Annotated in this window: 11 protein-coding genes; 5 read left to right on the top strand and 6 right to left on the bottom strand. The window is 34.2% G+C overall.

Going from position 1 to position 13,048, the window contains the following annotated elements; translation table 11 throughout:
• Window positions 1-8: 8 nt before the first annotated feature.
• Complete coding sequence (locus tag BC952_RS07665) at window positions 9-680, top strand: lysoplasmalogenase (protein WP_121365050.1); 672 nt, start codon at window positions 9-11, stop codon at window positions 678-680.
• A 44-nt stretch (window positions 681-724) separates the two neighbouring features.
• On the opposite strand, the gene BC952_RS07660 is transcribed toward BC952_RS07665, so the two are convergent.
• Both BC952_RS07660 and BC952_RS07655 read right to left on the bottom strand, forming a co-directional pair.
• Complete coding sequence (locus BC952_RS07660) at window positions 725-1,141, bottom strand: DUF6691 family protein (RefSeq protein WP_121365049.1); 417 nt, start codon at window positions 1,139-1,141, stop codon at window positions 725-727.
• A 35-nt stretch (window positions 1,142-1,176) separates the two neighbouring features.
• Entirely contained in the window at window positions 1,177-1,737 is a 561-nt protein-coding gene (locus BC952_RS07655; RefSeq protein WP_121365525.1) for a YeeE/YedE family protein, read from the bottom strand.
• A 446-nt stretch (window positions 1,738-2,183) separates the two neighbouring features.
• Between BC952_RS07655 and BC952_RS07650 the strand changes: the two genes are divergently transcribed.
• The 4 genes from BC952_RS07650 to BC952_RS07635 all read left to right on the top strand — a co-directional run bounded on the left by BC952_RS07650 (window position 2,184) and on the right by BC952_RS07635 (window position 5,836).
• Window positions 2,184-2,633 carry a 2-dehydro-3-deoxyphosphooctonate aldolase gene (locus BC952_RS07650; RefSeq protein WP_121365048.1) on the top strand — a complete coding sequence of 150 codons (450 nt, stop codon included), beginning with the start codon at window positions 2,184-2,186 and terminating at the stop codon, window positions 2,631-2,633.
• Between the two features lie 211 nt (window positions 2,634-2,844).
• On the top strand, window positions 2,845-3,663 hold the full coding sequence (gene kdsA / locus BC952_RS07645; RefSeq protein WP_121365047.1) for a 3-deoxy-8-phosphooctulonate synthase: 819 nt from the start codon (window positions 2,845-2,847) through the stop codon (window positions 3,661-3,663).
• 18 nt (window positions 3,664-3,681) lie between these two features.
• Window positions 3,682-4,527: a hypothetical protein gene (locus tag BC952_RS07640; protein WP_121365046.1), complete on the top strand. Its 846-nt coding sequence runs from the start codon at window positions 3,682-3,684 to the stop codon at window positions 4,525-4,527.
• A gap of 214 nt (window positions 4,528-4,741) precedes the next feature.
• The gene (locus BC952_RS07635; protein ID WP_121365045.1) at window positions 4,742-5,836 is read left to right on the top strand and encodes a PAS domain-containing sensor histidine kinase; all 1,095 of its coding nucleotides are present in this window, start codon (window positions 4,742-4,744) and stop codon (window positions 5,834-5,836) included.
• A 36-nt stretch (window positions 5,837-5,872) separates the two neighbouring features.
• Here the strand turns inward: BC952_RS07635 and BC952_RS07630 are convergent, their stop codons facing one another.
• From BC952_RS07630 to pta, 4 genes are all read right to left on the bottom strand, one after another.
• Window positions 5,873-7,252, bottom strand: coding sequence for a M28 family peptidase (locus tag BC952_RS07630; protein ID WP_121365044.1), 1,380 nt, complete (start codon window positions 7,250-7,252; stop codon window positions 5,873-5,875).
• Window positions 7,253-7,394: 142 nt separating this feature from the next.
• Window positions 7,395-9,491, bottom strand: a complete 2,097-nt coding sequence (locus BC952_RS07625) for a glycoside hydrolase family 97 protein (protein WP_121365043.1) — start codon at window positions 9,489-9,491, stop codon at window positions 7,395-7,397.
• A 216-nt stretch (window positions 9,492-9,707) separates the two neighbouring features.
• The gene (locus tag BC952_RS07620; protein WP_121365042.1) at window positions 9,708-10,907 is read right to left on the bottom strand and encodes an acetate/propionate family kinase; all 1,200 of its coding nucleotides are present in this window, start codon (window positions 10,905-10,907) and stop codon (window positions 9,708-9,710) included.
• Window position 10,908: 1 nt separating this feature from the next.
• Window positions 10,909-13,002, bottom strand: a complete 2,094-nt coding sequence (gene pta, locus BC952_RS07615) for a phosphate acetyltransferase (RefSeq protein ID WP_121365041.1) — start codon at window positions 13,000-13,002, stop codon at window positions 10,909-10,911.
• Window positions 13,003-13,048 lie beyond the last annotated feature (46 nt).

Genomic DNA, 13,048 nt, shown 5'->3' with positions numbered 1-13,048 from the left:
AATAACGTATGAAAAGCAACATAATATTAAATAGTTTTATCGGATTTAGTCTTGTTTATCTTTCGTTTCTATTTTTTGGGAATGAAAATACAGTTTGGTTTTTGAAACCCTTTTTATTGCCATTTTTACTTTTAGCTGTTTATTTTCACGAAAGATTCACTACCAAAAAAATTCTTTTAACCGCTTTGACTTTGTCTTGGATAGGTGATATTATTTTGATATTTGCTGACAAAGGAGAATTGTATTTTATAGCAGGGTTGATTGCTTTTCTTCTTTCGCACATTTCTTATATCATCCTTTTTAGCAAACAATTGAAGATTTATTTAAAGAAAAGTAAAATCATTTTCTGGATAGGAGTTACAGCAATTGCCTTTTATTTAATTGTAATGATGCTGATTTTGTTACCAAGTTTGGGTGACCTAAAAATTCCAGTTTTTGTTTACGCGCTCACAATTTCAATTATGCTATTATTTGCACTGAAAGGTTTTTTAAATTGGCAAAAACCAGCTAACATATTCATTCTAATTGGCGCTATTGTTTTTGTAGCATCTGACAGTATTTTGGCCTTTGATAAATTCTATGCGACGTTGCAATACGGTTCCTTCTTGATCATGACAACCTATTTACTTGCGCAATACTTGATTGTCATTGGCATTTTAAAATTAAACAAAAAAAAGTAGCATTTTCATACGAGAATGCTATTTTAATGCAAGCTATTTGTCGATTAATGAGGTAATTTATTTTTCAATAATCCATATAAATAAGTTCCCAACAGCGCTCCAAAAAGAACTATCAAAATAGTCCAAAAACCCGCTCCAAGCAAAATAAATATTGGACCCGGACAAGAACCTACCAATGCCCAACCCAATCCAAAAAATAAACCGCCAATCCAGTAGCGAGCAGATCCTTTTTCTTTATCCAGAATTTCTATAGATTCTCCTTTGATATCTTTGATGTTATTTCTTTTTATGATTTGAATCCCAATAATTCCTGTCAAGATAGCCACAGAAATAATTCCGTACATGTGAAACGACTGAAATTGAAACATTTCATAAATGCGATACCAAGAAACGGCTTCTGATTTAGTCAAGACAATTCCGAAAACAAATCCAACTAATAGATATTTTAGTATATTTTTCATGATTTTAATTTTAAATGAGATTGCTTATTTCTTTTTTACTTAACAATTAATGGCAATAAAAAATGCGCCATTATTAATCCACCAATGAAGAATCCAATTACCGCTTTCAACGAAGGAATTTGTAAATTACTCAAACCTGAAATGGCATGTCCAGAAGTACAACCACCTGCGTAACGAGAACCAAAACCAATCAAAACACCACCAATAAGCAGTATAAAAATACTTTTTGGAGATTCTAAAATAGAGATTCCAAAAAGTGCATCCGGCACTAATTTTCCGTTTGGAGCTTCGATACCCAATTGTGCTAATTGCGCAATTGTTTTGGGATTAATAGCCACATTTGAAGGATCACTCATAAAATGAACGGCAACAAAACCTCCTAACATAGCTCCAAGAACGACAACTAAATTCCATCGTTGTGCTTTCCAATCAAAATCAAAAAAAGCGACTCGTTTTCCTAAACCAGCCATCGAACAAAGCGAACGCAAATTAGAAGACATTCCGAAAGACTTTCCAAAATATATAAGTGCTAACATAATCAATCCGATTAAAAACCCAGAAAAATACCAGGACCATGTTTGAGAAATAATATCCATATTGTTTTTTTGTGCAAAGATAAGAAGCATTTTACGAGATTTTGGAAGAAATGATTAATTCGGTAAAAAAGTACGAATCCAAATTATTGCAGGAACACGCAATAAGGTCTAAAGTTCTGTTTATATTTGTATTATTTAAATTGCATGGTATTATAATTGCTATTTAAATTTCACTGCCATGTCCTAAAATGAAAAGCATTTAATTTTAAACATATAAGTCATGAAAGCTAAAAAAATTTGTTTGTCAAATTAGGGTTAAAAAGTAAATATAAGTTAAAAATATTCTTTGTAAGATAAAGAGACTTTGCTTAAATGAACTACTAACTTGACTCGATTTTATTCAAATTAAAAAACTTATTTGTCTTATATGTTTAAAAATATGTATTCAACACAATGCTGTTATTTTAAGACTTAAGCGAATTTAAACTATAAATTTATTTTAAAACATGAACAAATCAATCCTCCTTATTGCTTTACTTATTAGTTTAGCTTCTTGCTCCAGTACGCAATCTACTTTGAAAAACACCGATGATAATGCTCCAAACCTTACCCTTTCAAAAGACAATACTTTTGTGATTACTGCATACAGCAAAGACAAAAAATATGGTTATGATAAAGATTATCCCATCAATATTTTCTTTAACAACACTAAAAACGAAACAATCAATCAAAGTCGGTTTTTGAATGCATTAGCAGGACCAAGTGGCGAAAAGATCACTTACACAAAATTAGAAAGCTGTTGTCCTTTTCCAACAAAAAGAAGCGAAATGGGTGCCGGGTTTCTTGACGTTTATGAATTAAAATGGGTGGGTCAGAAAAAACCAGTTATACTTTATTTAAACATCTATGAAAAAGGAGTTTTGATGGTTCCTGTAGGACTTGCATTGAAAAAATAATATTTTTCGAATCCCAAAATGTCCTTGCAAACCAATTCCCTAGCCCTGATGCTAGTGAAAATCCTCCCGTTTTTCAGGGAGATTGCAATCTCGTCCTAATGACGAGACAGGAAACAGCTCCTAAAAAAAAGTTAATGTCCTAAATTATTTGGAAATCGTAAATCGTAAATCGTAAATCATAACTACCTTTGCACCTTTAAAAAATCATACTATGAACCTACAACATATTCCACAAATCAAATATACTGATAGTGGCAATTTCTTCCTATTAGCTGGGCCTTGTGCCATTGAAGGGGAAGAAATGGCGATGCGAATTGCCGAAAAACTAGTTGGTATTACTGATAATTTACAAATCCCTTTCGTTTTTAAGGGTTCGTTCAAGAAAGCAAACCGTTCTAGAATTGACAGTTTTTCAGGAATTGGAGATGAAAAAGCATTGAAAATTTTAAGAAAAGTTTCAGAGACTTTTCACGTTCCAACTGTTACGGATATTCATACGAATGAAGATGCTGATATGGCGGCTCAATATGTTGATGTATTGCAAATCCCTGCTTTTTTAGTGCGTCAAACTGATTTAGTCGTTGCTGCAGCGAATACCGGGAAAGTGGTCAACTTGAAAAAAGGACAATTTATGAGTCCGGAAAGCATGAAACATGCAGTTCAAAAAGTATTGGATTGTCACAATGAAAACGTGATGATTACAGATAGAGGAACCATGTTTGGTTACCAAGATATGATTGTTGATTTCAGAGGAATTCCTACGATGCAACAATACGCTACTACTGTTCTTGATGTTACGCACTCGCTGCAACAACCCAACCAAACAGCAGGTGTAACTGGCGGAAGACCTGATATGATTGAAACAATTGCCAAAGCTGGTATTGCTGTAGGTGTAGATGGAATTTTTATTGAAACCCATTTTGATCCTGCTAATGCAAAAAGCGATGGTGCAAATATGTTGCATTTGGATTATTTCGAATCCTTAATGACCAAGTTAGTCGCTATCAGAAAAACAATTAATACATTTTAAATTTAGGCCCCAAATTCATTGAAACATTTTTTATTATATTCCGCATTCCTTACTATTTTATTTACCAATAACACAATTGCACAGGAAACTACAGAAATTCAAAATAAATATACCACTCATAATAAAGGAAAATTTTTTATTTCATGGGGAGGAAACAGAGAGAGTTACTCCAAATCAGACATTACTTTTCGAGGTAAAGATTACAATTTTACTTTAGAAAATGTTCAAGCGCATGACAAACCAAAAGGTTGGCATGTAGACTATATTAATCCCGCCAGAATGACTATTCCTCAAACTAATTTTAGAATGGGGTATTTCATAAGTGACCATTATAGTGTTGCAATAGGTGTGGATCACATGAAATATGTGATGTCGCAAAATAAGGCTGTTGACATCAATGGGTATTATCCAAATCCGGGATCTTATGATGAATTGTTGGCGAATAACCGAGTGCTTTTGACTGAAGAATTTCTAAAGTATGAGCATACCGATGGTTTGAATTATGTGAATACAGAGTTTTCTCGACATGATGATATTTCATCTATTTTCAAAATTGAAAATACCGATAAAATTCAAATCAATTTAACTGAAGGAGTTGGTTTTGGACTTTTATATCCAAAAACGAACACAACCTTATTAGGAAAAGAACGTCATGATGATTTTCATGTTTCGGGTTTTGGAACTTCTTTGAAAGCTGGATTGAATGTTACTTTTTTCAAACACTTTTATATTCAAGGAGAGCTTAAAGGTGGCTATATTAATATGCAAGACATTCGAACTACACAAAGTACAGATGACAGTGCTTCACAAGATTTTTTCTTTTTTCAGAGAATCATTGCCTTGGGTGGAATTTTTAGAATTTAATTCATCCTCAATCAAAAATTATCAAAGCTATCATTTATGATGGCTTTTTTTTATGAATTTATATTTAAAATAATCAAAATCTACAGAATCAATAACAGTAGAATTGTTTTTCTTTTTTTTCTTTTTTTTAATTATAATTAGCTAAATTTATCCATCAGACTTTTTTATTTAAAGTCGGATTTCTTTAGCACTAAATAATTTTTTAAAATTATAAATGACCGAAAATAACGCCTCAATTTCTTCTTTAAAAACGGACTATCACTTTGATAATTTCTTTAATATATCAGCAGATTTTATTTGCATTGCAGGATTTGATGGCTATTTCAAAAGAATAAATCCCGCTGTCTCAAAATTATTGGGATATACTGATGAAGAATTGTATGCAAAACCCATAAGCAGTTTTGTTTATGCTCCAGATCTTAAAATTACTATCGAAACTAGGGAACAAGTATATAAAAATAAGCCTCTTTTGAATTTTGAAAATCGGTATTTGACTAAAAGCGGCGAAATTGTTTGGTTATCTTGGACATCAATGCCTGTCGAGTCCGAAAAATTAGTGTACGCAATTGCAAAAAATATCACCCATAAAAAAAAAATCGAAGAAGAACGTAATCTACTCCTTGCAAATTTGACCCAAATCAATAAAGAACTTACCGTTTTATCTCATAAAACATCCCATGATTTAAAGTCACCTATTAACAACTTACTTTCTGTTTTCAGTCTTATTGATGTTTCAAAAATCAATGATCCTGAAACATTAGAACTGATAAACATTCTTAAATTAACCAGTGAAAATTTAAAACAAACATTAAGTAATTCCATTGATGAATTAGTAGAAAATGAGAGTATCAATACTCAAATAGAAGAAATAAATTTAAATGAATCACTGAAAGAAGTCCTAATTTCTATAAGTTCTTTAGTCCAAGATTCAAAAGCCGTAATTAATGTTGACTTTTCAGCTTTTGAAAATGTTACTTTTAACAAAGCATATATCAAAAGTATTTTTTTGAATTTAGTAACCAATTCTATTAAATATGCAAAACCACATCATGTACCAGTTATAACTATCCACTCAAAAAAAGTCAATGGAGTAAATCAATTAATTTTTTCTGATAATGGACTTGGTTTCGATATGGATAAAGTGCGGGATAAGATTTTTGGATTGTACGAAAAATTTCATAGCAATAGCGACAGTAACGGCATAGGACTCTATTTAGTTTATAATCATATTACTAGCCTAGGCGGCAGAATTGCGGTGGAGAGTAAAATAAATGAAGGTGCTAAATTCACTATTTCTTTCAAATATTGAAAAAACTGAATTTAGCAACTTCAAATTAAAGTTTTTTTATTTTACTACATCATTCTGATCCATAAGATAAAGTAAAGAAGTCATTGCTGCCGCTCCAAGTTCCAACTCTCTTTTATTGACAGCATCAAAAGTGTCATTTGCAGCATGATGATAATCAAAATAACGCTGAGAATCCGGCTGTAATCCCACTTTTACGATGTGATTGGATTGTAAAGGACCAATATCAACTCCGGAATGTCCTTTTACAAATTTGTGAATTAAATAGGGTTCAAATAATGTTGCCCAACTACTGATTTTATTAAAATTAGCTTCATCAGCTTCAATTGAAAAACCTCTTGGAGAAAATCCACCCGAATCACTTTCTAAAGCAAAAATGTGATTTTCATTGTTTTTATTGGACTGTTTTTCATATTCTTTTCCGCCTCGAACACCGTTTTCCTCGTTCATAAACAAAACCACACGCAACGTATTTTTAGGCTTGTATCCAATATTTTTGAAGATATTCAACACTTCCATACTTTGGACACATCCTGCGCCATCATCGTGAGAACCATCTCCAAGATCCCAAGAATCAAGATGCCCACCAACGACCATTATTCTTTCAGGATGCTCAGAACCGGTCATTTCGCCAACAACATTATAGGATAAAACATCAGCAAATGTTTCACAAGATTGTTTCAAGTAAAAAGTTGCATTGGGATTGGTTCTCAAACTTTTACTTAAGAGTTCGGCACCATTGGTACTAATAGCAGTTGCTGGAATGCGTTGTTCTTTTGCAATGTCGCCATAATTAGTTGCACCTGTATGCGGGAAATCATCTAATCTTAAGTTCATTGAACGAACAATCACTGCCAAAGCGCCCAGTTTCCCAGCTTCTCTGGCTCCTGATGATCTCTGATCCACGCAACCACTGTAAGCCTTAAATGTTTCTACAAATTCAGGATTCATGGGTCTGTTAAAAAAAACTATTTTCCCTTTTACTTTTGCTTCGCCAAGAGCGGCTAATTCTTCTAAACTTTTTACTTCTATCACATTGGCATTCAATCCAGCTTTTGGTGTTGCTACAGAACCTCCTAAGGCACAAATTGGGAAATCAATCTTTTGTTTTCCCAGTTGTAAATACCCGATTTCCTTTTCGCCACGAACCCATTTTGGCACCATTACTTCCTGAAGGTAGACTTTGTTTAAACCCAGTGTTTCCAATTGTGCTTTGGCATACAAAACCGCTTTTTCAGCTCCTGCGGAACCTGATAATCGGGATCCGATTGTATTCGACAAATGGTCCAGCCAAGGATAACATTTGGCATTGGTCAGGGATGATTTGTAAATATCTTTTAACGCTTGTTCGTCTTTAGTTTGCGCGAATACGGTGATTCCACCAAATAAAAGTGCTGCTAAAACAATTGATTTTTTCATAATAAATTGAGGTCTTTTTTGATATTCTTCTTTATAATTTTGGTTTTGGTTGCTGTCGCAATTTCGTAATTCTTAACGAATATTTTATGTTAGATTCAAAAAAAAAATCCTGCAAGTTTAAAGCTCTTGCAGGATATCCTTATTAATTTATTGGTTCAAAACTAATTGCCGTTCCTCCACCCGGAGCCAAATTCAATTTGATTTTTGATTTGCTCGTCACTGTCATTGTTCTTATTTTATAAGCAATTGGATTGTTCTTCCAATCGGCATCTTTCGCATCTTCATAAATAATAGCTTTATATTTTTTTCCTTTGGTCAGGAAGTCTAATTTTATTTCTGATGTTCTGGCATTCTCATCTGTGATTGCTCCTAAAAACCAAGTTTCTTTTCCTTTGGTTTTTCGGGCAACCGTAAGATAATCGCCTGGTTCCGCTTCTAAATATTTGCTTTCATCCCAATCCATTTCAACGTCTTTGATAAACTGAAACGCATCTGGGTATTTCTCGTAATTTTCTAATAAATCGGCCGCCATTTGCAACGGAGAATACATTGTAACGTACAAAGCCAGTTGTTTGGCTAAAGTGGTATGAACCTGCTCCGTTTTATTTTTATCATAATAACTCATTTTGATTTCGAAAATTCCCGGCGTATAATCCATAGGCCCACCCAGTTGTCTTGTAAAAGGCAAAATAGTTTCGTGCATCGGTGGATTTCCAACGCTCCATGCATTGAATTCATTCCCACGAGCTGCTTCGGCAGCGATATAATTAGGATACGTTCTTCCAAAACCGGTTGGTCTTGACGATTCATGAGAGTTAATCATGATCTTGTAATCCGCAGCGCGTTTTACCACAAAATTGAAATGATTCACCATTGATTGTCCGTCATGAAATTCGCCACGCGGAATGATTTTACCCACATATCCAGACTTTACTGCTGGATATTCGTATTTTTTCATCAAATCAAAAGCGCGATCCAAGTGCCTTTCATAATTACTGACAGAACCTGATGTTTCATGATGCATAATCATTTTGACATTTTTTTCTTTGGCATAAGCCGAAAGAGCTGCAATATCAAAATCCGGATATGGTGTTGTAAAGTCAAAAACTTCCTCTTTCCAGTTTCCATTCCAATCCTCCCAACCTACATTCCAACCCTCTACCAATACGCCATCAAAACCATTTTTTGCAGCAAAATCAATGTATCGTTTGGTATTTTCGGTAGTAGCACCGTGTTTCCCCGATGCTTTTGGTGCATCTGCAAAATTAGTGGCGTTTTGAGAACCGGCATAATCCCAAGTAGATTTCCCTACGTGCATTTCCCACCAAATTCCAACATATTTCATGGGTTTTATCCAAGAAGTATCTTCTAATTTTGACGGTTCGTTTAGGTTCAAAATCATTTTGGAAGCCACAATATCTCTGGCATCATCACTAATCATAATAGTTCTCCAAGGCGATACGCAGGGTGTTTGCAAATAAGCTTTGTCACCAATACCGTTCGGAACTAATTCGGCTTTTAATTTATAATTTGTGACATCAGCATTCAAATGCATGACTGGATAATTGACAACTGCAGCCTCAAAAATATTGAGATACAAACCTGATGGCGCTTTCATCATTAACGGCGTTTGAACCATGTATTTCCCTGGAATTGATTTTACTCCAATTCCGTTGTTCATATTGATTTTGCTGTTATCAATATCAGAAAATTTAGTTTCATTGTATTCGTACTCATTACTGTCGAAATCTCCTGGAATCCAGAATACTTTATTGTTTTCGGTTAAATTGAATTGTGTAACCTCATCAGAAATGATGAAATAATTCAACTCCGCTTGTTTTGGAAAATCGTATCTGAACGCAACTCCTTCATCAAAAACTCTAAAAATGATATTCATTTTTACCTTAGTTTCCTTGTTGATAAGCGAAATATTAAGTTCATTATAGTGATTTTTAATACTGGATTGCTCCCCTAAAACTGGTTTCCAAGAGTCGTTGAAACTAGAAGTTTTTGAAGTCAGTATTTCAAAATTTGCGTCTAAAGCTAGTTTTTCCTTTAATTTAATACCTAAAGCGCTTTCTAAAACGACTGCTTTGTTTTTATAATTTACCGTATATGCAGGTTTCCCATTTCCTAATAATTTAAAATTGACCGCAATTTTATTCGAGGGAGATTGTACGTTTTGTGCATGAAGTAATCCCGTTGCAAAAACGAAAAAAACAGAAAATAAATATCTCATCTGGTTATTTGTTAATTTATTAAATCAAAACTAATTATTAATCTAATACTATTTTATTAAAAAAAAACTACAACCTTGTAGTGGTAATAAATTGTTTTTAATTTTAAGAATTAACTTAATAAAAATTAAATTTAACCCATTGATATCTATTTAAAATATAATTTAACTGTATATAAAAAGTCTAAATCAAGGAGATCTTATTATATTGCTTTTGTTTTAATTCAACAGCAAATGGTGAACCTGATTGGCAATTTCGATTTCCTCATTGGTAGGAATTACCAATATTTTAGTCTTGGATTCTGCTGTGTTGATTTCTCTAATTTCTTTCGAGCGAATTTCATTTTTGGAAGCATCCAATGCTATTCCAAAATAATCCATATCCGTACACACTAATTTCCGGATATAAGAAGAGTTTTCTCCAATCCCAGCCGTAAAAATAATGGCGTCGAGTCCATTTAAAACGGCTGAATAAGAACCAATATATTTCTTAATTCGATACGCATTCATGGCTAAAGCCAATTGACAATCCGCATTTCCATTCTCCGCATTGGCTTCAATATCTCGTAAATCGCTGTAACCGGTAAGCCCCAGCATTCCGCTTTGTTTTTGCAACATTGTATTCACGGCTTCAAGCGAATAACCCAAAGTATTTACCAAATAAAATATTACGGATTGATCCACATCTCCGCTTCGGGTACCCATAATTAATCCGTTCATTGGACCAAAACCCAATGTATGATCAATACTTTTCCCATCTTTTATTGCGGTCATACTGCAACCGTTCCCTAAATGTATCGTGATAATTTTAGACCCTTTATTCTTCGTGTTATGTTCTAAATAACGAATCGCATTTTCCGAAACGTATTTGTGACTTGTACCGTGAAATCCGTAAACACGAATCTTATTTTCCGTCAAAAGATAATTTGGTACCGCATATTTATGCGCTACAACAGGAATTGTTTGATGAAAAGCAGTATCAAAAACGGCCACTTGTTGTGCTAAACTAAAAATTTCTTCCGCCACATTTATCCCTTCTAAATTGGCAGGATTATGCAGAGGCGCTAAATCAAAAAGCTGCCTGATTTTGTCTTTTACTTCAGTTGTAATAACTACCGTATTGGAAAAAGCGCTTCCGCCATGTACCACACGATGTCCGACCGCCTCTATTTCTTCTGTGCTTTTAATCACCCCCACTTTTTCATCCATCAGCAACTTAGCGATCTTTTCTAATCCTATTTTATGGTTTGCAATAGGCAACGTTTCTTCTAATTTAGTCGTATCCGTTACGTAAGTAAGGTTTGAAGTTTCCAATCCTATTCTATCAATCATCCCCGAACAAATCACTTCATTCGCCGGCATGTTAATTAATTGGTATTTTATGGAGGAACTCCCTGAGTTTATAATTACTATTTTCATTTTATAATCCTTGTGCTTGAATCGCCGTAATCACGACTGTATTTATAATATCATCTACCGTACAACCACGGCTTAAATCATTAACCGGCTTGTTCAATCCTTGTAACATCGGACCAATTGCTAATGCACCAGTTTCCCTTTGCACTGCTTTATAAGTATTATTTCCTGTATTTAAATCCGGAAAAATTAGAACGCTGGCTTGCCCTGCCACTTCTGAATTTGGCATTTTACTTTTCCCAACAGCCATATCAACCGCAGCATCATACTGAATAGGACCTTCAATCTTTAAATCAGGGCGTTTTTTTCTCACTATTTCAGTTGCAGTCCGCACTTTATCTACTTCATCTCCTTTTCCTGAAGAACCGGATGAGTAGGAAAGCATGGCGATTTTTGGTTCAATTCCAAAAGCCAAACTAGAATCCGCAGATGAAATGGCAATTTCTGCCAACTGTTCCGCAGTAGGATTTGGGTTAATGGCGCAATCTCCAAAAACTGAAACTCTGTCCTCTAAACACATGAAAAATACCGATGAAACTACTGATGAATTTGGTTTTGTTTTAATGAATTGCAACGCCGGTAAAATGGTATGTTGCGTAGTATGCGCTGCACCGGAAACCATACCGTCAGCGTGACCTTTGTACACCATCATCGTACCAAAATACGAAACATCTTCCATCAAATCTTTTGCCATTCCTAACGTTACATTTTTCGCTTTACGCAACTCGTAATACGTGTTTACATAATCATCATAATGCTCAGATTCTATCGGATTAATGATTTGTACTTTGGAAAAATCAAAAAACAAACCCAATTCCGCAACTTTACTTTCTATTTGTTTCTTGTTGCCAATAATCGAAATATCCACCACATCCATTTCTAATAAACGGGATGCCGCCATAATAATTCTATCATCATTCCCTTCCGGCAGGACAATGTGTTTCCTGTGTTGTCTGGCTCTTTTTACTAAATTATACTGAAACATTTTTGGGGTCATTCCTTCTGCTTCAAAAGTAATTAGCTTTTCAGCCAAGTTGTCTAAGTCTACATATTTTTCGAAAGTCGTAATCGAAATTTCAATCTTCTGCTTGTTGTTTGCGTAAATTTTAGATTTAATAGAACCTATTTTATTGGTAATAAAATAAGTCCCTTCTTCCACGGCAATAATCGGAACAATTGTCGAAAGTCCTTCTATCAATTTCAAAATACTGATCTCCGGCAAAATATTTCCTGTCAAAACAATGCCTGAAATTGTTGGATAATTCACGGATTCATTAGCTTGTAAGGCTCCTAAAATAATATCGGCACGATCTCCAGGAGTAATCACTAGGCTATTCTCTTTCAAGTGCAACAAATAATTACACAATTGCATGGCGCCAACGCTAAAATTTCCGGTTTGGTTGTTTAAGTGTGCCGAGCCAAATAAAACTTTAGCATCCAACTCGTTTACGATTTCCTGAACTGTTGGATTATTCAAATTATGGATTAACGGAATCGCGTTTACCATTACGCTTTCAGGCAAACTTTTTCTTAAACCAGTAGTTACTATGTCAATATTTTCGTGTTGCACTTTGTTGGCAATTACGGCCAATACCTCTACATCCTTCACTTTGAACGAATCATAAGCGAGATACAAACTGTCTAATAATTCTTCCAGTGTTTTGCCTACTCCGGAACCTACAATAATCGTTGGGATTCCCAGATTTTTAGCAATCAGAACATTCATGTCTAATTCTATCACCGTTCCTTCCCCACTGAATCCCGTTCCTTCGACCAAAACAAAATCAAAACGTTCCTCTAATTTCTTATATTTTTCAATAATTAAATCGAGAACTTCCCCTATTTTCCCTTTATTCTTTTTCTTGATTAATTTACTTTTTGTAATGGCAAACGCATCTTCAAACTCGATATCCAAACCAAAATGACCAATAACCGTTTCGATATGATTGTCAAATCCTCCTTCTTCAGTGTCCTCAATAATTGGCCTGAAATACCCCACTTTGGCAGTTTTGCCAATAAGCATACTCATCAGTCCTAATGTGATGATCGACTTACCGCTATTTTCTTCGCTTGTCGCTATATAAATGGCTTTGTTCATTTTTCATTTTTTATTTAATTCCAAAAAAAATTGGATGTATTGCTTT

This window comes from Flavobacterium limicola (genome assembly GCF_003634755.1).
Classification (GTDB): Bacteria; Bacteroidota; Bacteroidia; order Flavobacteriales; family Flavobacteriaceae; genus Flavobacterium; species Flavobacterium limicola.
The sequence above is the reverse complement of the archived record's forward strand: the minus strand, read 5'-3'. Positions and strand labels throughout refer to the sequence as shown.